We start from the raw sequence: 25,418 nt of genomic DNA on the forward strand, positions 1-25,418 counted from the left end.
TGCGGGCGAGTCGTTTCTTCCGTGGGGGCTAGCCTTCGGTCCCGATGAGCGAGCACGAGCACTACTTCACCGCGGAGCCGGCGAGCGCGGCCGACCGGCGTCCACTGCGGGTCCGCCTCGCCGGTCGCGACGTCGAGGTCGAGGTCGCTGGGGGGGTGTTCTCGCCCGGCGGCCTCGACAAGGGGACCGCGGTCCTCCTCGACGCGGTACCCGATCCCCCGGCGTCCGGGACGTTCCTCGACCTCGGCTGCGGCTGGGGTCCGGTCGCGCTCACCCTCGGCCTGCTCGCGCCGGAGGCGACGGTGTACGCGCTCGACGTCAACGAGCGCGCCCTCGACCTGTGCCGCCGGAACGCCGCTGCCCTCGGGCTGGGCGGGGTGGTCGCCACGACCGCGGCCGGCATCCCCGAGGGCGTCCGGTTCGACCGCATCTGGTCCAACCCACCGATCCGGGTCGGCAAGGCGGTCCTCCACGACCTGCTGCGGACGTGGCTGCCCCGGCTGGCGCCGGACGGGGTCGCCTCGCTCGTCGTCCAGAAGAACCTGGGCTCGGACTCCCTGCAGCGGTGGGTCGAGGCGGAGGTCGGGATGCGGTGCGAGCGGGTCACCTCGAGCAAGGGCTTCCGGGTGCTCGAGGTGACCCGACCGGTCAGTTGAACGTCATCGAGAGTGTGGCCGACGCGACGGGATCGCCCGATGTGGAGCCGGACGCGGTGACGGTCCGTGTCTGCGGGGAGTTGCCCGGCGGCGAGTAGGTCACGGTCCCGGACTGGGCCACGCCGACCCCCAGCGTGATGCTCGACGTGGACACGCTGCCCGACGAGGTCGTGAACGTCACGGTGACCGAGCTCCCGAGGAGCGAGTTGCCGAGGTCGTCCACGGACCGTCGGGCGATCGCGAAGGAGACGGTTCCGCCACGAGGGGCGGACGTCGATGCCGTCGCCGAGTTCGGGGTGCACGTCGCAGTGCCGGAGCAGGCGGTGAAGGACAGCTGGCCCTGGGCCTTCGGGGCGACCGTCACGTTCGTGCTCCCGGACCGACCGTCGGCGGTCAGGCTGACCGAGACCGTCTGCGCCCCGGCGCGGACCGCGGTCACCTGGATCGTCGCGACGCCGTCGGTGAACGTCGCCGTCCCGGGTGCGCTCGGCGCGGAGCCGTTGGGCGACGTCGCGAGCCCGGTGACGGAGATCGCGCGGCTCCCGGTCACGTCGGCGCCCGTCGTGAGGGTGAGTGTGAACGGGGTGCCGGCCGTGGGGGTCGTCGTCGAGGGCGTGACGACCAGCGAGGCGTTGCGCACCGAGACGGGGACGGCTGCGGTCGTCGTCGAGTTGCCGGCGACGTCGGTGACGACGGCACGCAGGGACCAGTCGCCGTCGGCGAGTCCGGCGGTGGCCCAGGTGGTCGACCACGTCCCGCCCGGGGCGGCGACCGGCCCACCGAGCGGCACGAACGACCCCGCGCCCTGACGCACCTGGACCTGCACGCCCGCCACCCCGGAGCCGCCGGCGTCCGCCGCGGTCCCCGAGACGGTGACCGTCCCACCGACGACCGCACCGGCGGCCGGGCCGGTGAGGGCACCGGTGGGGCTCGTGCCGTCGATCCGGACCTCGAGGGTCCGCGGGACCTCGAGGTTGCCGGCGGTGTCGACCGAGAGGTAGCGCACCGTCGTCGACGTGGACACGGCGAACGGGCCGGTGTAGGCGGTCGAGGCCGTCGTCGGGGCGCTCCCGTCCGTCGTGTAGTGGGTGCTCGCGACCCCCGAGGCGTCGGACGCGGAGAGGGTGACCGTCACGGGGGTCCGGTGCCAGCCGGCGGCGTTCGGGGTGGGCGAGGTCGTCGCGGTCGTCACCGGGGGCGTCGTGTCACCGTTCGCGACGACGGCGGTGACGGTGCGGGGCGTCGGCGACTCCCACGCCGTCCCGGCCAGCTGCGCGTGGACGGTGTAGGTGTTCGTCGTGCCGGCGACGGGTGCGGGGTCGGTGCACGTGGCGCCCGTCCCGCTCGGGGCGCAGACGAGCGTCGCCGCCTGCGGCGCGGTCCGGACGGCGCGGTACGCCGTCGGGGTGGGCCCGGTCGCGGGCGGGGTCACCTCGACGACGACCGCCGACGGGCTCGACGACGCCACGGTGGCGCCGGGGGTGCCGAGGGTGGCGACGACGGCGGCGCCGGTCGCCCCGTCGGAGAGCACCGAGAAGAAGGCCCAGGCCGGGGCGGCGAGGGCGAGCACCGTCGCCGCGGCGGCGAGGAGACCACCGAGCAGACGAGCGAGCGGGCGCTGGGATGTGGTCACGAGGTCCTCCCGTCGAGCACCACGGGGACGGTGAGCGAAGCCCCCTGGCACCCGGACGGCGCACCTGCCCCGAGGGCCACGGCGTCCGGGAGCGTCAGCGTGACGGTGCCTCCGGCCGGGACGGACGAAGAGGTCGCGGCGTCCACCGTCACCGGGGGTGCCGTGCACGCCCCGACGGCACCGGAGACCGCCACCGGGCGCGAGCCGTCGAGGCGCACGGCGGTGACGAGCACCGACGTCGGGTTCGGGTTGGTCACCGTGAGGACGAGAGGGGCCGAACCTCCGGGCACCAGCGCCGCGCCGGACGCGACGGAGGCGGTCGTCGTGAGGGCGACGGGGGCGCCGACCGTGCCGTCGCCGCTCCCGGCGCCGGTCGTCGACCACCAGGCGAAGGCGGAGCCCCCGGCGAGGACGGAGCCGACGGTGACGACGGCAGCGACGACGAGGCCGCGCGAGCCGCACCGGGAGGGTCGCCCGTCCTTCCGCGGGCGCGGCGCGCGACGGGGGGAGGCGATGAGGGTCACTGGTTCGTCGCCGATCCCGTGAGGGCCAGGGAGACCGTCACGCCCTTGCAGGCGTCCTGGTTCCCCGCGCGGTTGAGCATGGCGACCGTGGGCAGGGCCGACGGGGGGACGCCGAGCGTCGTGAGGCGCGTCCCCTCGGTCCGGGCGGGCACCGTCACCGGGTAGGAGCCGGCGTACTGGCGCACGGTGAACTCCGAGGCGCCGCACCGCGGGTCGGAGGTACCGGTCACGGTGACCCCGAGGTTCGTGACCGGGAGCGGCTGGTTGTTCGGGTTGGTCACGGCGAGCTCGACCGGACGGGGCGCGATGCCCGGCCCGAGGGCACCGCTCACCGTCGCCGCGAGGGAGAACGCCTTCGCGCTCTGGTTCGTGTCGACGACGAGCTCCGGGGCCACCTGCGAGCGGATCACCGGACTCGCGGCGGTCCCGGTGGCCGTCACGGTGACCGGGGTCGTGGACCCGGGCGTGGCCGCGGAGGTCCGGACAGTGAGCGTCACCGCGACGGGCGAGGTCGTGCCCGCCGGGATGCTCGCGGGGCTCACCGTCGCGCTGACGCCGGCCGGGAGGGGGCCGCTCGTCGCGAGCGACACCGGTCCCGTGTACCCGCCGAGCCGGGAGACCGACAGCGCGTACGTGGCGGTCGATCCGGGGGCGACAGTGACGGTGCCCGGGGTGGCGCCGACGGTGAGGGACGGCGACGCCGGCGCGGAGACGACGACCGTGAGGTCGAGCGTGCGCTTCGTCGGGCCGCTCGCGGCGGTGAGGGTGAACGTCTGCGTCCCGACGGCGGCCGCGGCCGTCGTCGAGAGGGTGAGGGTGCTCGTCCCCGTGCTGGGTCCCACCGCCACCCTCGCGGGGCTGAGCGAGAGCGTCGTCCCCGAGGGGGCCTTGCCCGTCGAGAGCGACACCTGGCCGGTGAACCCCGACACCGGGGCGAGCGAGATGCGGTACGTGACGCTCTGCCCGCGCTGGACGGTCTGGCTCGCGGGTTGCGACGTCACCGTGAAGTCACGGGCGGGCGCGGCCGCCAGGGCGCCGTCGACGCCCGGGAGCCGGCCGACGAGGGCGACCACGACGAGGGCAGCGAGCATCACCAGGGCGGCTGCCCGGGTCATGACGAGTGCCTTCATCGGTGGTCCCCTGCGGTCGGCCGGCTTCCCGGCGCGTGGACGGTGGTGCCGGACGGGTCCGGCGAGGACGCCGGGCGCGGGGCCCGGCGCCGGGTCACTGCGCGCTGTAGGCGAAGTCGACCGTCGCGCCCTTGCAGCCGTCCTGGTTCGTCGTCTTGTTGTTGAACTTGATCGAGTCGCCGGCGGTGGACTGCGACCCGCCGCTCGCGAGGTCGACCGGGGCCCAGGTCATCGTGAAGGCACCGTTCGCCGGGAGCGGGCTGCCGTTGTACGTGTAGTCGGTCGGGTCGCAGGCACCGACGGCACCGGGGGCCTGGGTGACGCTGGCGACACCGGTGACCGACGTGACGTAGGCGGCGTTCTCGGCGTTGTTCGTGACCTTCACGACGAGCGACTGCGCCGCGTCGCCCGGGTACATGTTGATGACCGAGCTCGTCTGCTCGAGCGTGAGGTTGGCGGCGCCGGCCGAGGTGGTGGCGGACCCGGTCCCGGACCCGGTGCTGGTCCAGTAGGCGTACGCGGCGGTGCCGGTACCGAGGACGACGACGGCGGCGACGCCGGTGACGGCGACCTGCTTCTTGGTGAACGTGCGCATGGCGATATTGCCCTTTCCCCTGCATGAGAAGACCGCCAAGGACGTTTTTTCGGCGGTTCGGGGAGAAGAGTGCGGCCCGCTGACCTGCGCCGACATCAGCCGTACGGTCGAGGAGCGACTCCGTTCAGGGATCTCTCAACGCCGAACGTCCGAGGCTCCCGTCGGGCGTGTGGCCGATTGATTCCACGGGCGTGGAGTGCCGGCTGCGGTGGCCGCTCACTCGGGGCGGACGACCATCGCCGAGCCGCCGCCGCGCCGGGTCGGTTCTGCCGCAGCCGAGTACCGGTCGGGCCCGAGGACGGCGATGCCGGTCGCCGCTCCGATCTCGTCGGTGCTCGACAGCCGATGGCCGAGCGCGGTGAGACCGGCGCCCAAGGGACCGCCGGCGACGGCCGGCTCGGCCGACTCGCTCGAGCCGTTGCGGCTGGAGAGCCGGGGCGCGGCGATCGCGTCCCCGACGTCGAGGCCGCGGTCGTAGTGGCCGAGGAGGACCTGGGCCACCGTCGTGATGATCGTCGAGCCACCGGGGCTGCCGGCCACGAGCTCGAGGCCGCCGTCGCCGACGACGACGGTCGGGGCCATCGACGAGCGGGGTCGCTTGCCCGGACCGGGCAGGTTCGGGTGCGGGACGCCCTCGGTGATCGGCTCGAACTCGAAGTCGGTGAGCTCGTTGTTGAGCAGGAACCCCCACCCGGGGACGGTGATGCCCGAGCCGCCCGTCTGCTCGATCGTCGAGGTGTACGACACCGCGTTGCCCCACCGGTCGACGACCGACAGGTGGGTGGTCGACATCCCCTCGTGCGGCAGCACCCCGGCGGGGCTCCCGCCGTCGCAGTCCGCGTAGTCGCCGTCGGGGCTGCCGAACGGGACGGGGCGCGGGAGGGTCGAGCGGGCGTCGAAGAGGCAGCTGCGCTCGTCGGCGAAGCCCTGGGAGACGAGCTCCTCGGCCGGGACGCCGGGCACGTCGCCGATGTACCGGTTGCGGTCGGCGAAGGCCGTCGCGGACGCCTCGGAGAAGCGGTGGAGGTACTGGACGTCGTCGACGTCGGACATCGGCTCGCCGGTCCGCTCGTCGTACGCCTCGACGAGGTTGAGGATCTCGGCGACGGTGATGCCGCCGCTGCTCGGCACCGGCATCCCGTAGACGTCACGGCCTCGGAACCGCGAGTGGACGGGCTCCTTGTCGAGCGCCTCGTAGGTCGCGAGGTCGGCGCGCGTCATCCGCCCGTGGAACACCTCCGCCCCGGCCACGGTCGTCGGGTCCTGCACCTCGGCGACGACGGCACGCCCCAGGCGGCCCTCGTACAGCGACTCGACGCCGCGGGTGCGCAGCTCGCGGTAGGCGCGGGCGAGGTCGGGGTTGCGGAACACGGTGCCGACCTCGGGCGGGGCACCGCCGGGGAGGAAGACGTCCGCGGTCTCGGGGAAGAGCGAGAACCGCTCGGCGTTCGCGGCGGTCTGGTCGTGGAAGGTCGCGTCGACGACGAAGCCGCGCCGGGCCAGCCGTTCGGCCGGCTTGAGGAGCGTCGACAGGCGCTGGGTCCCCCAGCGCTCCGCCGCCCGCTCCCAGGTGGCGGGCGTGCCGGGCACCCCCACGGACAGCCCGGAGCCGACGACGTCGCGGAAGGGCAGCGGCTCCCCGTCCGCGTCGAGGAAGACGTCCTCGCCGTAGCTCATCGGCGCCGTCTCGCGGCCGTCGATCGTCTCGACGGTGCCGCTCGCCGCGTCGTAGTGCACGAAGAACCCGCCGCCGCCGATGCCCGTCGAGTACGGCTCGGTGACCCCGAGGGCGGCGGTCGTCGCGATCGCCGCGTCGGTCGCGTTGCCCCCGGCGGCGAGGACGTCGATGCCGACCTGGCTCGCGACGGCGTCGACGCTCGAGACGGCACCGCCGGACCCGGTCATCACCGCCACCTTCGGCAGGTCGTGCCCGACGGGGGGCGGTCCTCCCCGCCCCGCCGGGGGCCCGCCCCGGCCGTCCGGCGGCCCCGCGACGGCGGGCGTGCCGAGGGCCAGGCCGCCGGCGACGGCGCTCGCGAGTGCGACGACGAGCACCCGGCCTCGGCGGGACGGACGGGGGGCGGGACGGGTCTCCATCCCGGAAAACTAGGCCCGGCCGGCGAACGCCGCCACCGGAGCGGGACGACCTGTCGGTCGCCCGTGCCACGATCGGTCGATGAGCCCCCGTCTCGGTGTCGTCCTCGTCCCCAGCCTCCCGCCCGAGGCGTTGCGTCCGCTCGCCGTCGCGGCCGACGAGCACCTCGACGACCTGTGGCTGTGGGAGGACTGCTTCAAGGAGTCGGCGATGGCCGCCGCCGGCGCCGCGCTCGCCTGGACCGAGCGCGTCCGGGTCGGGGTCGGGCTCGTGCCGGTGCCGCTGCGGACCGTCCCGCTGCTCGCGATGGAGCTGGCCACCCTGCACCGGATGTTCCCGGGGCGGCTCGCTCCGGGCGTCGGACACGGGGTGCAGGGCTGGATGGGCCAGGTCGGGGTGCGCCCCCGCTCCCCCATGACGCTGCTCGACGAGTCGGTCACCGCGCTACGGGCCCTCCTCGACGGCGAGGAGGTGAGCACGTCCGGCGAGTACGTCCGGCTGGACCGGGTGCGCCTCGACTGGCCGCCCTCCCCCGGGACACCGCTGCTCGTCGGCGGCTCCGGGCCGCGGACGCTGCGCTTCGCGGGTCGGCGGGGCGACGGGGTGCTGCTCGCGTCGGCGCTCAGCGAGGCCGAGGTGGCCGAGCAGGTGGGCTGGGCGCGCGAGGGGTGGGCCGAGGCCGGCCACGAGGGGTCACCCCCGGTCACGACGAACCTCGTCGTCGCGACGGGCCCGGACGCCCACGAGCGGGTCCGCCGCGACCTGGCGCGGTGGGGCGTGGACGACGGGGCGCCGGGCCGTGCGGCCGCCGGCGGCGCGGAGGAGGTCGCCGACACCCTCGGCCGCCTCGCCGACCTCGGCGTCACCGAGGTCGCGGTCCAGCCGGCCGCGGACGAGCCCGACGTCGACGGGCTCGTCCGGTTCGTCGGCACCGACGTCCGGGCGGCCCTCGGCGGCTGACTCCTCGCGGGCCCTGTCGTCAGTCCGGGAGCGTCGCAAGATCGACCATGCCGTCGGCGACGAGGACGGCGGGGCCGGCGAGCTCGACGCCGCGGTCCGGCAGCAGCCGCACCCGCAGCCGTCCCCCGGGGACGTCGACGACCCACGTCGAGCCGGTGTCGAGGGCCCCGGCCCAGAAGCTCGTCGCCACCGCGGCGGCGCAGGCGCCGGTCCCACACGAGCGGGTCTCGCCGACGCCGCGCTCGTGGACCCGCAACGCGATGTGCCCGGGCCCGATGGGGCGCACGACCTCGACGTTCGTGCCGTGGGCCGGCACCGGGTTGACGACCGGGACGCGGGTGAGGTCGAGGTCGTCGAGGTCCAGCCCCTCCGGGAGGGCGACGACCGTGTGCGGGTTGCCCATGTCGACCGACAGCGCCGAGAAGGGATCGTCCGCCCCGACGTGGACGAGCGCGTCGAAGCCGTCCCGGTCGGCGGTCCCGGGGTCCGCGAGCGCCCAGGGGCCGAGGTCGACGGCCCAGCCGTCGCCGTCGGACCGCACCTCGACGGGTCCCCGCCGGGTGGCGACGACGACGGCGTCGCCGGCGGCCAGGCCCTCACGGCGCAGGTACTCGGCGAAGACCCGCGTGCCGTTGCCGCACATCTCGGCGAGCGAGCCGTCGGCGTTGCGGTAGTCCATGAACCACTCCGCCCGGTCGGCCGTCTCCCGGACGTCCGCCTCGTCGGCGGCGGCGGTCCGCACGACCCGGATCACCCCGTCGCCCCCGACGCCGGCGCGCCGGTCGGCGAGGGCGGCGGCGCGGGCCGGGCTGAGCCCCACCGTGCCGTCGAGGTCGGGGACGAGGACGAAGTCGTTCTCGGTCCCGTGCCCCTTGGTGAACGCGAGTCGGTCAGCCATGCGACCCATCGTCCCACTCCCCGCGGCGCAACCGGACCGCCGCCGCCTCAACGCGCTCGCGGGCCCGGTCGGCCAGGTCCGGCTCGAGCGCGTCGAGCCAGAGAACCCGCGGGTCGGCGCCGAACCAGGACTCCTGACGTCGGACGAGCCGGCGGGTGCGCAGCGCGATGTCGGCCTCCGCCTCCTCTGGGGTCGACGTGCCGTCGAGGACGGCGAGCATCTGGGCGTACCCGACCGCGCGGCTCGCGGTCCGGCCCTCGCGGAGCCCCTCGCCCTCGAGCCTCCGGACCTCCTCGAGCAGCCCGTCCGCCACCATCCGGCGGGTGCGGCCCGCGATCCGCTCGTCGAGGGTCGCCCGGTCGACCCGGAGCCCGAGGACGAGCGTCGGTCGCAGGTGCTCGCGGGCCGGCATCGTCGCGCTGAAGGGGCGTCCGGTGAGCGTGACGACCTCCAGGGCGCGCACGATCCGCCGCCCGTTGGACGGCTCGATGGCGCCCGCCGCGACCGGATCCACCCGTTCCAGCTCGGCGCGCAGGACCTCGACGCCCTCACCCTCGAGCCGCTGCTGGAGCGCGGCCCGGACGTCGGGGTCCGTCGGCGGGATCTCGAGCCGGTCGAGCGCGGCCCGGACGTACAGCCCGGAGCCACCGACGACGAGCGGGACGGCGCCGCGGGCGAGGACGGCGTCGACGTCGGCCCGGGCATGCCGCTGGTAGGCGGCGACGCTCGCCTCCTGCGTGACGTCGAGGACGTCGAGCTGGTGGTGCGGGACCCCCCGCCGGTCCGCGACGGACAGCTTGGCCGTGCCGAGGTCCATCCCGCGGTACAGCTGCGAGGCGTCGGCCCCGACGACCTCCCCACCGATGCGCCGTGCGAGGTCGACGGCGAGGTCGGACTTGCCGGTGGCGGTCGGGCCGACGATCGCGACGACGAGACCCGAGCCCGGCACCCCGTCGCCGTCAGGCCCTTCCTCGAGCGCGTGCACGGGCTCAGTCGACGCGCTGGGCGTCCAGGTCCTCGTCGACCTCGTCCTCGTCGTCGTGCCCGAACGGGTCACGGTCCGCGCCGGGCTGCCACGTGTGGCCGGGGACCCCCCAGCCCTGGTTCTTCACGGCCTTCTTCGCCTTGCGGGCCCAGGAGCCGGAGAGCCGGTCGACGTAGAGGAAGCCGTTGAGGTGGTCGTACTCGTGCTGGAGCATCCGGGCGAACCAGCCGGTGGCCTCGTACCGGATCTCGCGCCCGTCGAGGTCCTGCCCGGTGAGCGTGGCGCGCTCCCCGCGGCGCAGGGGGAAGGACTCCCCCGGCACGGACAGGCAGCCCTCGGACTCCTCGGAGGGGTCGGGGTCCCCGACGACCGGCTTGGCCGCGGTGAGGAAGGGGTTGATGACCACACCGCGTGGCGGGATGCCGTCGTCGTTCCCGAGCTGCCAGGTGAAGATCCGCAGCCCGACCCCGATCTGGGGGGCGGCGAGGCCGACGCCCCGGGCGGCGTCCATCGTCTCGTACATGTCCGCGACGAGGTCGCGGACCTCGTCGTCGATGACCTCGACCGCGGTGGCGCGACGATGCAGGACGGGGTCCCCGGTGATGACGATGGGTCGGACGGTCATGGCGTCGATTCTTCCAGAGACCCGGGCCCGCTCCTGCCCCGTCCCGGCGGCCTCGCCGCGCCCCCGAGGCGAAGCGCCGCGGTCACGTCGTCCGTTCGGCCCCTTGCGTCACGGTGTTCGGCCAGAAGCCGCGCGGCGCGGCGCGGTTCACGCCCTCGGGGACCGCTGCGTCCCTACTCTGTGGGACACCCCATCCGGCCTCTCACGGAAGGACGTCACCGTGTCGCACTGGCACTCGGGACTCCCGAAGCTCGACATCAAGCCGTTCGATCCGACCCCGCTGTACGACGCCGTCCGCGTCACGGCGGCCGAGAACCGGGCCGAGGAGGCCGCCCGCCGGGGACGCCGGCGGCCGTACGTCATCAGTGGGGTCGTCTTCGCCGTCGCGGTCGCCCTCGGCGCGGCGTTCGCGATGATGGTCTGACGCCCGACGTCACCGACGCCGGGACCCGAGGCGACCGGCGCCCCCGTCAGAGCGAGCAAACCGGCGCCCCCGTCAGAGCGAGCAGGCCGGCGCCGCGGTCGCGACCGTGGCCGGCGCGCCGACCGACGGCATCCCGAGCGAGACCGCCGGCTTGCCCGGCACCGCCCCACCCTGGAGCGCCTCCCACGCGTCGCCGCCGCGGGTGCGGCGCACCGAGTACGCCCCGCCCTGCACGCCACTGTCCGCGACGAGGTGGTGCGGCGCCCCGTACGTGATGGCGGCCGTGACGACGTCGCCGGGCCGCGGACGCTCGGCGCCCTCGGGGACCGCGACGTGGACGAGCCGGTTGTCCCGGGCCCGACCGCTGATGCGCGCGGTCTCGCCGTCCTTGCGGCCCTCGCCCGGCGCGACGAGCACCTCGACCTCACGGCCCTCGACGCCGCGGTTGCCCGCCCACGACACCTCCTCCTGGAGGGCGATGAGCCGGTCGAACCGCTCCTGGACGACCGCCTTGGGGACCTGGTCGTCCATCGTCGCCGCCGGGGTACCGGGCCGGATCGAGTACTGGAAGGTGAAGGCGCTGGAGAAGCGCGAGGCCTCGACGACCCGCAGGGTCTCGGCGAAGTCCTCCTCGGTCTCGCCGGGGAAGCCGACGATGAGGTCGGTCGTTATCGCGGCGTCGGGCATCGCGGCCCGGACGCGGTCGAGGATCCCGAGGAACCGCTCGCTGCGGTAGCTGCGCCGCATGGCCTTCAGGACACGGTCGGAGCCGGACTGCAGCGGCATGTGCAGGCTCGGCATGACGTTGGGCGTCTCGGCCATCGCGTCGATGACGTCGTCGGTGAAGGCCGCCGGGTGCGGGCTCGTGAACCGGACCCGCTCGAGGCCCTCGATCTCCCCGCAGGCGCGCAGGAGCTTGCCGAAGGCCTGCCGGTCGCCGAACTCGACGCCGTAGGTGTTGACGTTCTGCCCGAGGAGGGTGACCTCGACGACGCCCTGCGCGACGAGGGCCTCGACCTCGGCGAGGACGTCGCCGGGACGGCGGTCCTGCTCCTTGCCCCGCAGGCTCGGCACGATGCAGAACGTGCACGTGTTGTTGCACCCGACGGAGATCGACACCCAGCCGGAGAAGGCGGAGTCCCGGCGCGTGGGCAGCGTCGACGGGAACGTCTCGAGCGACTCGAGGATCTCGACCTCGGCCCGCTGGTTGTGCCGCGCCCGGTCGAGCAGCGCGGGCAGGCTGCCGATGTTGTGCGTGCCGAAGACGACGTCGACCCACGGGGCGCGCTGCACGATCGTCTCGCGGTCCTTCTGCGCCATGCAGCCGCCGACGGCGATCTGCAGGTCGGGGTTGCGCTGCTTCGCGGGTCGCAGCTGGCCGAGGTTGCCGTAGAGCTTGTTGTCGGCGTTCTCACGGACGGCGCACGTGTTGAAGACGACGACGTCGGCGACGTCCGGACGCTGCGGTGCGGGCACGCTCGCGAGGTCGACGTAGCCCGCGGTCTCGAGCAGCCCGGCGAGCCGCTCGGAGTCGTGCACGTTCATCTGGCACCCGTGGGTGCGCACGTCGTAGGTCTTGGCGTCAGTCATGGCGCCCCCAGGGTACGAGCGCTCACCCCGCCCGCGGAAACCCGGCGTCCCGAGCGGCGAGGACAGGGTTCCCGGCCCGCGGGTGACGGACGTCAGCGCGACGTCGTGCGCTGGTACTGCCGCACCGACAGCGGGACGAAGACCGCCATGACGGCGACCGACCACAGGAGGCTGTAGAGCACCGGGTGCTGGAGGGACCACACGTCCGGCGGCGGGAAGTTCGGGTTCGTGTTGCCGAACAGCTCGCGGGCCGCCTGCGTGACGCTGGAGACCGGGTTCCAGTAGGCGAAGTTCTTCAGCACGGTCGGCAGGGTCTCGGGGTTGACGAAGGTGTTCGCGATGAACGTCAGCGGGAAGATGACGATGAAGCTCGCGTTGTTGACGACCTCCGGGGTGCGCACGATGAGCCCGACGTAGGCCATGATCCACGAGATCGCATAGGCGAAGACGAGCAGCACGAGGGCGCCGGCGAGGGCGTCGAGCGGGTTGCTGCGGATCCGCCAGCCGACGAGCAGCCCGGTCAGTCCCATGACGACGAGGCTGATGACGTTGTTGACGACGTCGGACATCGTGCGCCCGATGAGCATCGCCGACGGGGACATCGGCAGCGTGCGGAACCGGTCGATGAACCCCTTCTGCAGGTCCTCGGCCAGGCTGAAGCCGGTGAAGGTGCTGCCGAAGACGACGGTCTGGGCGAAGATCCCCGCGATGAGGAACTCCTTGTAGTCGACGCCGGTGTTCTGCTCACCGATCGCGCCCGCGAAGATGTAGGCGAAGAGCAGGACGAACATGATCGGCGACAGCGTCGTGAAGACGAGCAGGTCGGGGACCCGCTTGATCTTGATGAGGTTGCGGCGGGTGACGGTCACCGCGTCCGCGACGGTGTGCGACAGGGCGCTCACGACGCCACCTCCTCGGTCGAGGGCTGCTGGTCCTCGGTGTCGTCGATCTCCTCCGCCGAGCGTCCCGTGAGGGTGAGGAAGACGTCGTCGAGCGTGGGACGGCGCAGGGCGAGGTCGGACACGGTGACCCCGGCGTCGTCGAGCCGGCGGACGGCCTCCACGAGGACGGAGGCACCGCCGGAGACCGGCACGGTGACGCGCCGGGTGCGGTCGTCGACCCCGACCTCGCCGATCCCGATGCCGCCCAGCACCTCGTGTGCGCGGCCCAGGTCCGCCGCGTCGGCGACGACGACCTCGACCCGCTCACCGCCGACCTGGTCCTTCAGCTCGTCCGCGGTGCCCTCGGCGATGACCCGCCCGTGGTCGATGACGGCGATCCGGTCGGCGAGCTGGTCGGCCTCCTCGAGGTACTGCGTCGTGAGGAGGAGGGTCGTCCCCTCGCGCACCAGCTCGTCGATGACCTTCCACATGCCGAGGCGGGAGCGCGGGTCGAGGCCGGTCGTCGGCTCGTCGAGGAAGAGGATCGGCGGGCGGGCGACGAGGGCGCCGGCGAGGTCGAGCCGCCGCCGCATGCCCCCGGAGTAGCCCTTGACCTGACGGTCGCCGGCGTCGGCGAGGTCGAACTGGGCGAGCAGCTCGCGGGCGCGCTCACGAGCCGCCTTCGCCCCCAGGTGGTAGAGGCGGCCGACCATGTCGAGGTTCTCGAAGCCGGTGAGGTACTCGTCGACGGCGGCGTACTGCCCACTGACGCCGATCGTCCGCTTGACACCCGCCGGGTCGGCGACGACGTCGGTGCCGTTGACGCTCGCCCGGCCGCCGTCGGGGACGAGCAACGTCGTGAGGACCTTGATCGTCGTCGTCTTGCCCGCCCCGTTCGGGCCGAGGAGCCCGACGACGGTGCCCTCGGCGACCCGCAGGTCGAGGCCGTCGAGCGCCCGGACCTCACCGTCCCCGGACCCGTAGACCTTGACGAGGCCCTCGGCCTCCACCGCGTCCGTCATCACCCGTTCCCTTCGTGCGTCCTGTCCTGGCACATCGTAGGGATGCCCACCGACGGCCCCCACCGGGTTTCCGGCGGGGGCGGTGACGGGGACGTGAACGTCCGGTGTCGCTCCGGTCAGGCGAGCCGGGTCGTGCTGACGACGACCTCCTGCTGAGCGCTGGCCCCGCCCGAGTAGACGCCCTTGAACGGCGGCACGTCCTCGTAGTCCCGACCCCGGGCCACGACGACGTGCTCGACGTCGACGGCGACCCCGTTCGTCGGGTCGGCCGGCACCCACGCGTCGTCCCAGAACTCCACCCAGGCGTGGCTCTCGCCGATCGCGGTCTCGCCCACCTCGAGGTCCCGCCGCGGCACGAGGTACCCGGACACGTACCTCGCCGGCACCCCGAGCGAGCGCAGCGCGCCGATCGTGATGTGGGCGAAGTCCTGGCAGACCCCGGCCCGGTCCGCCCACGCCTCCTCACCGCTGCTGTGCACCCCGGTGGATCCCGGCTTGTACGTCATCTCCTCACGCACGACCCGACACAGCTCCTCCGCCGCCGCCCGCGGCGTCGGCCGCGACCGCGCCGCCTCCGCGAGCGCGGCGACACCCTCCCCGGGCCGGGTCAGGGTGGCGAGCATGAGCCACTCGTAGAGCCGGTCCTGGACGGACGGGTCGCGCACGGCCGACCAGTCCGAGGCGGCCCCCGGCTGCTCGACCGGGGTCTTCTCCACGGTGGAGATCGCCTCGATGTCGAGCCGGGTGTGCTCGGCGAGGCTCTCCATCGCCATGACGTGGGTGCCCCAGTGGTCGCGGTAGACGTTGCTCCAGGTCATCGGACGGATCCGGATGCGGTTCTCGAGCGTGGTCTGCCCGGCCTCGTTGAGCGGGGTCATCCGCAGCTCGTTGTGCGCAGAGCGGACCGGGCCGTCGTAGGCGAGGGCGGTCGTGTGGACGATGCGGTAGCGGCGCACGGTCAGATCCTGTCCTTGGTCCAGGTCGGCAGCGGTCCGGACTGGAAGTACCGGGTGGCGATGGCCGACGACGCGGCGGTGACGGCCGACTGGACCCGGAGCATCTGGGCCGGCAGGTCGGCGATGACGTCGGCGGTGGCGCGGTACTCGAGCGAGGTGCGGATCCGGCCGAGCTGGCGCCGCGCCTCGTCCGAGACCCCGATCCGCTCCTCCTGCGGCGGCGCGATCGCCTGGAGGCGCTGCTCGGCCTCGGTGAGCGAGAAGACGACCGAGCGGGGGAACTCGCGGTCCAGGACGAGGAAGGCCGCAGCGCGGTCGTCGCTCAGCAGGCCGCGCTGGCTGCGCATGAACGCCTGCTGGGCGCCGCAGCTGGCGAGGACGACCGACCAGGGCGCTCCCCCGCCGGGCAGCCCGCCGGTCGCGACGAGCCGCGCCGTCATGTCCGCCCGTTCCAGGCTGCGGCCGAGGACGAGGAAGTCCCACGCCTCGTCGTGCGACATCGTGGAGTCCGCGATGCCCGAGACGAGGGCCGCCCGTTCGCGCACCCACGACAGGTGCCGGTCGGTGACGATGCCGCGGCCGAAGCCGTGCCACCGGTGCCACGTCGTGTTGATCCCCTCCCACAGCTCCGTCGAGAGCGTCTCGCGGGCCCGGCGGGCGTTCTCCCGGGCGGAGAACCACGCGCCGGTGATCGAGCTGGGGTGGGAGCGCTCGAAGACGAGCGAGGCGCCGACGTCGTCGAAGGTCGTCGGGCCCTCGCTCGGCATCCCCATGATGACCGACAGGACCATCCGGGACGCCTGGTCCTCGTCGGCGGCCGGGTCCTCGAGCAGCTGCAGGCGCAGGACGTCGACGATCCGGGCGGTGCCGTCGGCGCGCTCGGTGTAGCGGCCGATCCAGAAGAGCGACTCGGCGATGCGGCTCAGCACGACGCGTCACCCCCGCTCGCGGCGTCCGGACCGGCCGGCGGACCGGCCGGTGGGCCGGCCCGCCGTGCCTGCTGCTGCTGTTGCTGCTGGGCTCGCATGCTGTCCTCGAGGGAGGCGGTCGGCGCGCTCATGACGACGACCTCGCGGTTGTCGGCGGGGCCGGCCGTCGGCGGGAGGGCGGCACGGCGGTCCGAGAGCACCCAGGTGTCCTTCGAGCCACCGCCCTGGCTGGAGTTCACGACGAGCTCGCCCTCGGGCAGTGCCACGCGGGTCAGGCCTCCGGGAAGCACCCGGACGCCCTCGCCGTCGTTGACGGCGAAGGGGCGCAGGTCGACGTGCCGCGGCGCGAGCGAGCCGTCGATGAACGTCGGCACCGTGGAGAGCTGGACGACCGGCTGGGCGATCCAGCCGCGCGGGTCGGCCTCGAGGGTGCGGCGCAGGGTGTCCAGGGTCGCCCCGTCGGCCTTCGGCCCGACGACGAGCCCCTTGCCGCCCGAGCCGTCGACCGGCTTGACGACCATCTCGTCGAGGTGGTCGAGGACGTGCTGGAGGGCGTCACCGCCGTCGGCGCACCGGTAGGTGTCGACGTTGGGCAGGATCGGGTCCTCGTCGAGGTAGAAGCGGATGAGGTCGGGCAGGTAGCTGTAGATGAGCTTGTCGTCGGCGACACCGTTGCCGACGGCGTTGGCGACGGTGACGCGGCCGGCCCGCATCGCCGAGACGAGGCCGGCGACGCCGAGCACCGAGTCGCCGCGGAAGTGGACCGGGTCGATGAAGTCGTCGTCGACGCGGCGGTAGATGACGTCGACCGGCTTGTCGCCCGTCGTCGTGCGCATCCGCACCTGGCCGCCGACGCACACGAGGTCGCGGCCCTCGACGAGCTCGACGCCCATCATCCGGGCGAGGAGGGCGTGCTCGAAGTAGGCGGAGTTGAAGACGCCCGGGGTGAGGACGACGACGGTCGGGTCGCTCGCGCCGTCGGGAGCGGCGGCGCGCAGCGCGGCGAGGAGCATCCGCGGGTAGTCGTGGACGGGGCGGATGCGCATCGTCGCGAACGCCTCGGGGAAGACGTTCGCCATCGCCCGGCGGTTCGCGATGACGTAGCTGACGCCGGACGGGACGCGGACGTTGTCCTCGAGGACGCGGAAGGTGCCCTGCTCGTCGCGGATGAGGTCGACGCCGGCGACGTGGACCCGCACGCCGTTCGGCGGCCGGATGCCCATGACGGCCCGGTGGTAGTGGCTCGAGCTCGCGATGAGCCGCCACGGGACGATGCCCTCGTGGACGGCACGCGGGATCTCGCCCTCGCGGCTGTAGATGTCGTCGAGGAAGGTCTCGAGCGCCGTCACCCGCTGCGCGACACCGGACTCGACGGTCTGCCACTCGTGGGCGCTGATGACCCGCGGGACGGCGTCGAGCGGGAACGGGCGCTCCTCGCCGGCGTAGTCGAAGGTGACGCCCTGGTCGAGGTAGGAGCGGGCGAGGATGTCGGCCCGCTCCTTGAGGGTCGCTCCCTGGATCGAGCTCAGGGTGTGGAAGACCGCCTTGTACGGGGTCCGCGGCTCGTGGGGTGCACCGAGCATCTCGTCCCACGCCGCACCGAGGCGGTATCCGTCGAACAGGCTCTCCGGGTTCTCGGTCGTCATCGGGTCGCTCACCCGTCCGAACCTATGGGTAATCGGTGAACGCGTCATCACCTGAGCGTCTCCGGCGTGTTTCCGGGGCGTCTCCGGGAGGACCCCGACGGCGGACCGGCCGAGCGCCTGCGAGGCTGGGAGCCGACGAGAGGGAGAACACGGTGCGCACGCTGCTCAACATCATCTGGCTGGTCTTCGGCGGGTTGTGGCTGGCCCTCGGGTACGCCCTGGCCGGGGTGCTGCTGTGCGTGCTCGTCGTGACGATCCCGCTGGGCGTCGCGTCCTTCCGCATGGCGTCGTACGCGCTGTGGCCCTTCGGCCGGGCGGTCGTCGAGCGTCCGGGCACCGGCGCGGGCTCGGTCGTGCTCAACGTCGTGTGGATCCTCGTCGCCGGGTGGTGGCTCGCCCTCGGGCACGTGACGACCGCGGTGGCGCAGGCGGTGACGATCATCGGCATCCCGCTCGCGGTCGCCAACCTCAAGATGCTGCCGGTCTCACTCGTGCCGTACGGCAAGGACATCGTGGCGAGCGACTCCCTGCCGCCGGGGGCCCGCCCGCTGCACGCGCTCTGAGCGGGCGGTCCGGGCCCGGTCAGTCCGGCCGGTGCTCGGGCGCCTCGCGGACGGCCTCGCGCACCACACGCATCGCCACCTCGGCGTCGTAGCCCTTCCGAGCGAGCATCCCGGCGAGCCGACGGGTCTGGACGTGCGCCTCCAGCCCGTGCATCGAGCGCATCTTCCTCGCGACGAGCCCTCGGGCGCGTTCCTCCTCGGCGTGCGGGTCGACCTCGTCGAGCGCGGCGGCCGCCGTCTCGTCGTCGACGCCCTTGCGCCGCAGCTCCTGGCGCAGCGCACGTCGGGCGAGACCACGTCCGGCCTGCTGGGAGCGGACGAGCATCCCGGCATAGGCCTCGTCGTCGACGAGACCGACCTCCTCCATCCGGTCGAGGACGGCGGTCGCGACCTCGTCGGGGCAGTCCTTGCGCCGCAGGGTCTGTGCCAGCTGGGACCGGCTGCGGGGCGCGGCCGTGAGCTGCCGCAGGACGATCTGGCGGGCCCAGTCGTGCGGGTCCGGCTCCTCGCCCCGACTCCGCGGGTCGGCCTCGGGGTCGGGCGGGACGTCCCGCCGGCCCCGGCCGCTCCCCCGGCGTGAGCCTCGGCGGCCGGAGCGGGGGCCCCGGCCGTCACCGACGTCGCGGGGGTCACCCGAGTCGTCGGTGAGGACGGCCCGCAGGTCGTCGAGGCCTGCGCGCCGGTCCGTGGCCGGCGGCCCGTCCTCGCCGACGATGGAGGATGGTCCCACCGCGAAGTCCTCGGAGCCGGTCGGCCCCATCGCCCACGGGGGCGGTGGGGCCGATCCGTCACTGAACGCCATCCGGCGTCACCCTCAGAAGTCGACGGGGACGTCCGCCGACTGCTCGGGCTCGGGCCGGACCCCGATGCCCAGCTTCTCCTTGATCTTGCGCTCGATCTCGTCGGCGAGCTCGGGGTTGTCCTTGAGGAAGGTGCGGGCGTTCTCCTTGCCCTGACCGAGCTGGTCGCCCTCGTAGGTGTACCAGGCACCCGCCTTGCGGACGAAGCCCTGCTCGACGCCCATGTCGATGAGCCCGCCCTCGCGGGAGATGCCCTGCCCGTAGAGGATGTCGAACTCGGCCTGCTTGAACGGCGGAGAGACCTTGTTCTTCACGACCTTGCACCGGGTGCGGTTGCCGACCGGGTCGCTGCCGTCCTTGAGGGTCTCGATGCGGCGCACGTCGAGCCGGACCGAGGCGTAGAACTTCAGCGCCTTGCCACCGGTCGTGGTCTCCGGCGAGCCGAACATCACGCCGATCTTCTCGCGGAGCTGGTTGATGAAGATCGCCGTCGTGCCGGTGGTGTTGAGCGCACCGGTGATCTTGCGCAGCGCCTGCGACATCAGGCGCGCCTGGAGGCCGACGTGGCTGTCGCCCATCTCGCCCTCGATCTCGGCGCGCGGCACGAGGGCCGCGACGGAGTCGATGACGATGATGTCGAGGGCGCCGGAGCGGATGAGCATGTCGGCGATCTCGAGCGCCTGCTCCCCCGTGTCGGGCTGGGAGACGAGCAGGGCGTCGATGTCGACCCCGAGCTTCTTCGCGTACTCCGGGTCCAGCGCGTGCTCGGCGTCGACGAAGGCGGCGATGCCGCCGTTCTTCTGGGCGTTGGCGACCGCGTGCAGGGCGACGGTCGTCTTACCGGAGGACTCCGGCCCGTAGATCTCGACGACCCGGCCGCGGGGCAGCCCGCCGATGCCGAGCGCGACGTCGAGGGAGATCGACCCGGTCGGGATGACCTCGATCGGCGGGCGCACGTCGTCGCCGAGGCGCATGACCGCACCCTTGCCGTGCTGCTTCTCGATCTGGGCCATCACCGAGTCGATGGCCTTCTGCCGCTCGCTCGTGCCGCCGCCGTTCTTCGGGGCCGGCGGGGTCAGGACGGCACCGCGTGCGCCGTTGGGTCCAGCCATGTCACACCTGTTCCTTCGTATCGTCATCGAGCGCGTCCACCGGCGACCAGCTCTCGCCGTCGGCCTCCTCGCGAGGTCTGGTCAGACGCTAGGGGGAGGCACCGACAACGGTCACCGGTCGCCGTGGAACCTGTGGACGAGTGCCACCGGCGCCTCCACCTGGGGACGAGCGTAGGCGAACACGTGTTCGAGATGGGGAGGTGGGGTCGGCGACACGCCGCGTGTCGTCGGCTGGCCTGCTTACGCGTCGCTCGGTGCGACCTCGCTCGCCGGCTGCACCCTGCGGCACCGACCCGGCGGGCTCACACCGACCCGGCGACCTCGCGCCGAGCCGGCGATCTCGCGCCGAGCCGGCGACGGCTCAGGTGAGCAGCAGCGTCGAGATCCGGCGCGACGTCGCCCAGACCCCGGCCACCCCGACGACGAGGAGGTAGGCGACGTGGCCCAGCAGCCCCCACCCCACCTCGCCGAGGAGCAGCCCACGCTCGAGCGCCACCCCGTGGTAGAGCGGCGTCGCCCGCACGAGCCACTGGAGCGCCTCGGGGTAGGTCGAGAGCGGGAAGAAGGTGGCGGAGAAGAGGAACATCGGCTGCACGGCGAGGTTGACGTAGTCCGCGTGCTGCCACGAGCGCATGAACGTCGTCGCGACCATCCCGACCGCCCCGAACGCCAGCCCGACGAGGGTCGCCGCCGGCACCGCGAGCAGGGCCCACCAGGACTGGACGAGCCCGGCGGCGACGGCGACGACGAGGAACATCGTCGAGTAGAGCCCGCCCCGCAGCAGCGACCAGCCGATCTCCCCGACCGCGACGTCGCGCGGCGAGACCGGGGTCGCGAGCATCGCGTCGTAGACCTTCGCGTGCTTGAGCTTGTAGAAGAAGTTGTACGTGCTGTCGGCGACGGCGCCGTTCATCGCCGACGCCGCGAGGAGGGCGGGGGCGATGAACGCCGCGTACGTCACGACCGAGCCCTCGTCGGTCGTCACCGTGCGGATCAGGGCACCGAGCCCCACCCCGATCGAGAAGAGGTAGAAGACCGGCTCGACGAACCCGCTGAGCAGGAGCAGCCACATCCGGCGGAACGCCGTGACGTTGCGCAGCAGGACGAAGCGGGCCAGGCCCAGGGTGAACGGCGGCGGCACGGACCGGGCGGCCCTCGCGAGGGTGTCCGGCCCGCTCACGGCAGCAGCCTCCGGGCGAACCCGCTCCGGGCGAGGACCCAGCCGACGCCCACGTAGACGAGCAGCACCGCGAGGTGCCCGGCCGTCGCCCACCCCGGCGCCACGCCCTCGGCGGCGTCCCGGGAGAGTACGACGCCGTGCCAGAGCGGGGTCACCCACGCGACCGGCTGCATCCATCCGGGCAGCTGCTCGATCGGGAAGAAGGTCCCCGAGAAGAGCATGAGCGGGGTCATGACGAAGCGGAAGACGATGCTGAAGCCGCTGTCGGTGTCCAGCCGGGCCGCGAACGCGAACATCGGCACCGCGAAGGCCATCCCGGTGAGGACGGCGACCGGCACGGCGAGGACGACCCACGGCGACCCGAACGCCCCGAAGGGTGCGGCGACGAGGACGAAGACGCCCGAGGCGAACGTCAGCTGCCCGGCGACGACGAGGAGGTGGCCGAGGAGGACCTCGTGGACCCGCAGCGGCGTCGAGAGCATCGCCGAGTACATCTGGTTCCACTTGATGTACCCCATGACGGCGTACGTCGACTCGCCGAACGCCGTCATCATCGCCTGCATCGCGATGATGCCCGGGACGACGAAGCGCAGGTAGGGCACGCCGTCGACACCTCCGGCGCGCTCGTCGACGAGCGTCCCGAGGCCGAGGCCCATGGCGAGGAGGAAGAACAGCGGCGACAGGAACCTGCCGACGACCGACCCCTTCCACGTGCGGCGGGCGACGAGCAGGTGGTGCGCGGCCACGGATCCCACGCGCTCGGTCGCCGTCGTCGGCCGCCGCGGACCGGCGCCCAGCCGTCCGCTCGGGGTCGCCGTCGTCAGCGGCTCGGTCGTCGCCATCAGTCGACGAGCGTGCGGCCGGTGAGGTGGAGGAAGACGTCCTCGAGCGTCGAGCGCCGCACGAGCGAGGACAGGGGGTGCACGCCGCGGCGGCCGAGCTCGGCGAGCGCGCCGTCCCCGTCCGCGGTGTAGACGAGGAGCCGGTCCGGCAGCACCTCGACGCGCTCCCCGACCCCGTCCACGGCCGGCAGGTGCTGCTCCTGCTCGTCGACGGCGAAGCGCAGCTCGACGACCTCGCGGGTCGAGTACGCCTCGATGAGCGCCCGCGGGCTGCCCTCGGCGACGATCCGGCCGTGGTCCATGACGACGAGGCGGTCGCACAGCTGCTCGGCCTCGTCCATGTAGTGCGTGGTGACGATGAGCGTGACGCCGTCGCGCTTGAGCCGGAACAGCCGGTCCCACAGGACGTGCCGGGCCTGGGGGTCCAGACCCGTCGTCGGCTCGTCGAGGAGGAGGACCTCCGGGTCGTTCATGAGCGAGCGCGCGATCGTGAGGCGCCGCTTCATCCCGCCGGACAGCGGCTCGACCCGGTCGTGGCGGCGGTCGGTGAGCTGGGCGAAGTCGAGGAGCTCGTCGGCCCGCCGGCGCACCTCGGCCCGGCTGAGCCCGAAGAACCGGCCGTACACCCAGAGGTTCTCCTCGACGGAGAGCTCCTCGTCGAGGATGTCCTTCTGCGGGCAGACCCCGAGCCGGGCCCGGATCGCCGGCCCGTCGTGCGCCGGGTCCATCCCGAGGATGCGCAGCTCGCCGCCGGTCACCGGCGAGACGCAGCCGACCATGCGCATCGTCGAGGACTTCCCCGCCCCGTTGGGCCCGAGGAAGCCGAACGCCTCACCGCGTCGCACCTCGACGTCGATGCCGTCGACGGCGGTGAAGTCGCCGAACGTCTTCGTCAACCCCCGTGCGCTGAGCAGCACCTCGTCCGTCACGTCCCGCACGCTAGCCGACCGTCCCGACACGTCCGGCATCTCCCCACCCGGGCGCACGTCATCGCAGGTCAGGGGCCTGACAACGGGCGTCGGACGTTCGGGGACAGTCAAGGACTTCCGGACACCCCGGATCTCGTGGAGGTTCTTCACGACCCCGCCGGACACGTCCGGTCCACCACCACCCGGGAGACCCGATGCAGACCAGCCGACGCCGCGTCGTCGCCGCAGCCCTCCTCGCACCCGCCGCCGGCCTCGCGACCGGTGGCGGGACCCAGGTCGCCCGGGCGGCGGCCGACACCGTCGACATGGAGGCCCTCGTCCTCGCGGCGCAGATCGACCCGCGCCGCGCCGGGACCGACCTGACCCCCGGGGCGGGCGCGAGCGTCCGACTCGTCGAGCGGGCGCTGCGGGCCGAGGGGCGGCTCGAGCGGGTGTACGTCGACGGGCACTTCGGGACCAAGACGGTGGGCGCCTACGCCGCCTGGCAGCGCTCGCTCGGGTACTCGGGCCTCGCCGCGAACGGCCTGCCCGGCTCGACGTCGCTGACCCGTCTCGGCGAGGGACGGTGGAGCGTCGTCCGGCCCCTCTCCCCCGGCGGGAAGGTCGCCTGGCGGGGCGTGACCGTGAACACCCGGACCCGCGCCATGTGCCTGGAGGCCGAGCGCCGGGCCGGTCGGACCTTCCTCGTCGAGCAGGGCTCGTACAACGTCGGGGGCGACCCGACGTCCGCGGGGACGCACGACGGCGGCGGCGCCCTCGACCTCGACGCCGAGGCGCTGAGCGACGGCCAGCGCACGGTCGCCGTCCGCTCGCTGCGCGAGGTGGGCTTCGCTGCCTGGCTGCGCTCCCCCGCACAGGGCGACTGGCCCTGGCACATCCATGCCGTCGCGATGAGCGACACCGACCTGTCGAGCGCCGCGCAGCACCAGGTCGGTGACTACGTGCTCGGCCGCAACGGGCTCGCGAACCGCGGACCCGACGACGGCCCGAGGATCCCGATCCACACGTGGGAGGAGTACCGGCGAGCCCGATGACCGACGACCGCACCCCGGGGCGACCGCCCCACACCACCGCACGACCGGAGAGGAACACATCCCGATGAGACGCACCAAGAGGACGGCCCTGGCCGCGGCGGCACTGCTCGCCGCGACGACCGGGGTCATCGCCACCAGCGCACCCGCGCAGGCCGCCGCCCGTGACGGCGTCTGCCAGAGCGGCGAGTTCTGCTACTACTACAACTCGAACCACGAGGGGTCCGTCAGCGACTTCACCGGGTCGATCGCCGACTACGGCACCACCCAGCCCTCCTGCTACGACTACAAGGGCCCCGGCGCCGGCAAGGGCCTGTGCATCAAGAACGACGCCGCCTCCGTGTGGAACCGCACCGGCAAGAAGGTCCGCGTCTACTACAACACCGGCTACGACGGCAGCCGCGCCTACCAGGACTTCGCCGCCGGCGCCAAGAAGAACCTCAACGCCACGATGAAGAACAACAACGCCTCCCACAAGATCGGCGTCAGCGGCGGCACCGGGTCGCAGTTCCTCGTGCCGTTCCCCTGCAACGAGACGTGGGCCGGGCAGACCCGCTCGAACCACAGCCCGGTCAACTCGGTCGACTTCAACCACTACCCCGACGACTACGGCTACAAGGTCTACGCCTCGGCCGCCGGCACCGTGAGCCGGGTCGGCAACACGGGCAGCACGTCCTACGGCCGGTACGTCTACATCGACCACGGCAACGGCTGGCAGACGCGCTACGCCCACCTCAGCTCGCAGAACGTCTCCGTGGGCCAGCAGGTCGGCGTCCGGACGCTCATCGGCCGGGTCGGCAGCACCGGCGGGTCCTCGGGTCCGCACCTGCACTACGAACAGCGCCTCAACGGCAACGACGTGAAGGTGACGTTCAAGAGCGGCAACGCCGTGTACTTCGGGACGAAGAACTTCGCCCGGACCACCGGCTGCCCGTGACGTCACCGGGGTGGGCGGGTGCCGAGGGGGCCCGCCCCCCCCCCCCCCACGCCGTGGTCCGCGTCGGACCGCGACCGACCTCCCCTCCCGTCCCGACCAGGAAGCCAAGGCCATGAAGAAGCTCGCGACCCTCGTCGCCGCGTCCGCCGTCCTCGCGGTGTCCGTCGTCACCGCCCCGGCCGCGCAGGCCGCCGCCCGTGACGGCGTCTGCCAGAGCGGCGAGTTCTGCTACTACTACAACTCGAACCACGAGGGGTCCGTCAGCGACTTCACCGGGTCGATCGCCGACTACGGCACCACCCAGCCCTCCTGCTACGACTACAAGGGCCCCGGCGCCGGCAAGGGCCTGTGCATCAAGAACGACGCCGCCTCCGTGTGGAACCGCACCGGCAAGAAGGTCCGCGTCTACTACAACACCGGCTACGACGGCAGCCGCGCCTACCAGGACTTCGCCGCCGGCGCCAAGAAGAACCTC

The 25,418-nt window shown here is 73.3% G+C and carries 26 protein-coding genes; 7 read left to right on the forward strand and 19 right to left on the reverse strand.

What is annotated here, in order from left to right:
* Positions 1 to 44 precede the first annotated feature (44 nt).
* The gene (locus tag KC207_RS12710) at positions 45 to 656 is read left to right on the forward strand and encodes a class I SAM-dependent methyltransferase (RefSeq protein ID WP_211603562.1); all 612 of its coding nucleotides are present in this window, start codon (positions 45 to 47) and stop codon (positions 654 to 656) included.
* Here the strand turns inward: KC207_RS12710 and KC207_RS12715 are convergent.
* The 5 genes from KC207_RS12715 to ggt all read right to left on the reverse strand — a co-directional run bounded on the left by KC207_RS12715 (position 649) and on the right by ggt (position 6,635).
* Positions 649 to 2,289 (reverse strand): chitobiase/beta-hexosaminidase C-terminal domain-containing protein, encoded by a 1,641-nt coding sequence (locus tag KC207_RS12715; RefSeq protein WP_211603564.1) that lies wholly within the window; start codon positions 2,287 to 2,289, stop codon positions 649 to 651. The genes KC207_RS12710 and KC207_RS12715 overlap by 8 nt on opposite strands.
* Entirely contained in the window at positions 2,286 to 2,813 is a 528-nt protein-coding gene (locus KC207_RS12720; RefSeq protein WP_211603566.1) for a hypothetical protein, read from the reverse strand. Before KC207_RS12720 ends, KC207_RS12715 begins: the two co-directional genes overlap by 4 nt.
* Positions 2,810 to 3,943 (reverse strand): COG1470 family protein, encoded by a 1,134-nt coding sequence (locus KC207_RS12725; protein WP_211603568.1) that lies wholly within the window; start codon positions 3,941 to 3,943, stop codon positions 2,810 to 2,812. Before KC207_RS12725 ends, KC207_RS12720 begins: the two co-directional genes overlap by 4 nt.
* A gap of 94 nt (positions 3,944 to 4,037) precedes the next feature.
* Positions 4,038 to 4,538: a hypothetical protein gene (locus tag KC207_RS12730; RefSeq protein ID WP_211603571.1), complete on the reverse strand. Its 501-nt coding sequence runs from the start codon at positions 4,536 to 4,538 to the stop codon at positions 4,038 to 4,040.
* 216 nt (positions 4,539 to 4,754) lie between these two features.
* A complete protein-coding gene (gene ggt, locus KC207_RS12735) occupies positions 4,755 to 6,635 on the reverse strand; it encodes a gamma-glutamyltransferase (protein ID WP_211603573.1) in 1,881 nt (626 codons plus the stop codon).
* Between the two features lie 79 nt (positions 6,636 to 6,714).
* Between ggt and KC207_RS12740 the strand changes: the two genes are divergently transcribed.
* Positions 6,715 to 7,593, forward strand: a complete 879-nt coding sequence (locus KC207_RS12740; protein WP_211603575.1) for an LLM class flavin-dependent oxidoreductase — start codon at positions 6,715 to 6,717, stop codon at positions 7,591 to 7,593.
* 19 nt (positions 7,594 to 7,612) lie between these two features.
* Here the strand turns inward: KC207_RS12740 and dapF are convergent, their stop codons facing one another.
* The 3 genes from dapF to def are packed head-to-tail and all read right to left on the reverse strand — an operon-like array spanning position 7,613 to position 10,101.
* Positions 7,613 to 8,491, reverse strand: coding sequence for a diaminopimelate epimerase (dapF, locus tag KC207_RS12745; protein WP_211603577.1), 879 nt, complete (start codon positions 8,489 to 8,491; stop codon positions 7,613 to 7,615).
* Positions 8,484 to 9,476 carry a tRNA (adenosine(37)-N6)-dimethylallyltransferase MiaA gene (miaA, locus tag KC207_RS12750; RefSeq protein WP_249138723.1) on the reverse strand — a complete coding sequence of 331 codons (993 nt, stop codon included), beginning with the start codon at positions 9,474 to 9,476 and terminating at the stop codon, positions 8,484 to 8,486. The genes dapF and miaA overlap by 8 nt, the downstream gene beginning before the upstream one ends.
* A 4-nt stretch (positions 9,477 to 9,480) precedes the next feature.
* Positions 9,481 to 10,101, reverse strand: a complete 621-nt coding sequence (gene def / locus KC207_RS12755) for a peptide deformylase (protein WP_211603579.1) — start codon at positions 10,099 to 10,101, stop codon at positions 9,481 to 9,483.
* 220 nt (positions 10,102 to 10,321) lie between these two features.
* On the opposite strand from def, the gene KC207_RS12760 reads away from it, so the two are divergent.
* Positions 10,322 to 10,525, forward strand: a complete 204-nt coding sequence (locus KC207_RS12760) for a hypothetical protein (RefSeq protein ID WP_211603581.1) — start codon at positions 10,322 to 10,324, stop codon at positions 10,523 to 10,525.
* Positions 10,526 to 10,597: 72 nt separating this feature from the next.
* On the opposite strand, the gene miaB is transcribed toward KC207_RS12760, so the two are convergent.
* The 6 genes from miaB to KC207_RS12790 form a co-directional block, all read right to left on the reverse strand.
* On the reverse strand, positions 10,598 to 12,115 hold the full coding sequence (miaB, locus tag KC207_RS12765) for a tRNA (N6-isopentenyl adenosine(37)-C2)-methylthiotransferase MiaB (RefSeq protein ID WP_211603583.1): 1,518 nt from the start codon (positions 12,113 to 12,115) through the stop codon (positions 10,598 to 10,600).
* A gap of 92 nt (positions 12,116 to 12,207) precedes the next feature.
* Positions 12,208 to 13,017, reverse strand: a complete 810-nt coding sequence (locus KC207_RS12770; RefSeq protein ID WP_249138724.1) for an ABC transporter permease — start codon at positions 13,015 to 13,017, stop codon at positions 12,208 to 12,210.
* A complete protein-coding gene (locus KC207_RS12775; RefSeq protein WP_211603585.1) occupies positions 13,014 to 14,018 on the reverse strand; it encodes an ATP-binding cassette domain-containing protein in 1,005 nt (334 codons plus the stop codon). The genes KC207_RS12770 and KC207_RS12775 overlap by 4 nt, the downstream gene beginning before the upstream one ends.
* A gap of 116 nt (positions 14,019 to 14,134) precedes the next feature.
* The gene (locus KC207_RS12780; RefSeq protein WP_211603587.1) at positions 14,135 to 14,974 is read right to left on the reverse strand and encodes a transglutaminase family protein; all 840 of its coding nucleotides are present in this window, start codon (positions 14,972 to 14,974) and stop codon (positions 14,135 to 14,137) included.
* Between the two features lie 2 nt (positions 14,975 to 14,976).
* On the reverse strand, positions 14,977 to 15,903 hold the full coding sequence (locus tag KC207_RS12785; RefSeq protein ID WP_211603589.1) for an alpha-E domain-containing protein: 927 nt from the start codon (positions 15,901 to 15,903) through the stop codon (positions 14,977 to 14,979).
* On the reverse strand, positions 15,897 to 17,549 hold the full coding sequence (locus KC207_RS12790) for a circularly permuted type 2 ATP-grasp protein (protein ID WP_211603610.1): 1,653 nt from the start codon (positions 17,547 to 17,549) through the stop codon (positions 15,897 to 15,899). The genes KC207_RS12785 and KC207_RS12790 overlap by 7 nt, the downstream gene beginning before the upstream one ends.
* 152 nt (positions 17,550 to 17,701) lie before the next feature.
* On the opposite strand from KC207_RS12790, the gene KC207_RS12795 reads away from it, so the two are divergent.
* Positions 17,702 to 18,112: a YccF domain-containing protein gene (locus KC207_RS12795; RefSeq protein WP_211603591.1), complete on the forward strand. Its 411-nt coding sequence runs from the start codon at positions 17,702 to 17,704 to the stop codon at positions 18,110 to 18,112.
* Positions 18,113 to 18,131: 19 nt separating this feature from the next.
* Here the strand turns inward: KC207_RS12795 and KC207_RS12800 are convergent, their stop codons facing one another.
* The 5 genes from KC207_RS12800 to KC207_RS12820 all read right to left on the reverse strand — a co-directional run bounded on the left by KC207_RS12800 (position 18,132) and on the right by KC207_RS12820 (position 23,014).
* Entirely contained in the window at positions 18,132 to 18,842 is a 711-nt protein-coding gene (locus KC207_RS12800; RefSeq protein ID WP_249138725.1) for a regulatory protein RecX, read from the reverse strand.
* A gap of 84 nt (positions 18,843 to 18,926) precedes the next feature.
* Positions 18,927 to 19,991, reverse strand: coding sequence for a recombinase RecA (gene recA / locus KC207_RS12805; protein ID WP_211603614.1), 1,065 nt, complete (start codon positions 19,989 to 19,991; stop codon positions 18,927 to 18,929).
* A 394-nt stretch (positions 19,992 to 20,385) separates the two neighbouring features.
* Positions 20,386 to 21,204 (reverse strand): ABC transporter permease, encoded by an 819-nt coding sequence (locus KC207_RS12810; protein WP_249138726.1) that lies wholly within the window; start codon positions 21,202 to 21,204, stop codon positions 20,386 to 20,388.
* Entirely contained in the window at positions 21,201 to 22,046 is an 846-nt protein-coding gene (locus KC207_RS12815; protein WP_211603593.1) for an ABC transporter permease, read from the reverse strand. The genes KC207_RS12810 and KC207_RS12815 overlap by 4 nt, the downstream gene beginning before the upstream one ends.
* On the reverse strand, positions 22,046 to 23,014 hold the full coding sequence (locus tag KC207_RS12820; RefSeq protein ID WP_211603595.1) for an ABC transporter ATP-binding protein: 969 nt from the start codon (positions 23,012 to 23,014) through the stop codon (positions 22,046 to 22,048). The genes KC207_RS12815 and KC207_RS12820 overlap by 1 nt, the downstream gene beginning before the upstream one ends.
* A gap of 155 nt (positions 23,015 to 23,169) precedes the next feature.
* Here KC207_RS12820 and KC207_RS12825 point away from each other — a divergent pair, with 155 nt between their 5' ends.
* The 3 genes from KC207_RS12825 to KC207_RS12840 form a co-directional block, all read left to right on the forward strand.
* Entirely contained in the window at positions 23,170 to 24,009 is an 840-nt protein-coding gene (locus tag KC207_RS12825) for a peptidoglycan-binding protein (protein ID WP_211603596.1), read from the forward strand.
* A 64-nt stretch (positions 24,010 to 24,073) separates the two neighbouring features.
* On the forward strand, positions 24,074 to 24,943 hold the full coding sequence (locus KC207_RS16945; protein WP_249138728.1) for a peptidoglycan DD-metalloendopeptidase family protein: 870 nt from the start codon (positions 24,074 to 24,076) through the stop codon (positions 24,941 to 24,943).
* A 112-nt stretch (positions 24,944 to 25,055) separates the two neighbouring features.
* The coding region (locus tag KC207_RS12840; RefSeq protein WP_211603598.1) for a peptidase inhibitor family I36 protein at positions 25,056 to 25,418 on the forward strand (363 nt) is incomplete at its 3' end.

This window comes from Phycicoccus avicenniae (assembly GCF_018139485.1).
Lineage (GTDB): Bacteria > Actinomycetota > Actinomycetes > Actinomycetales > Dermatophilaceae > Phycicoccus > Phycicoccus avicenniae.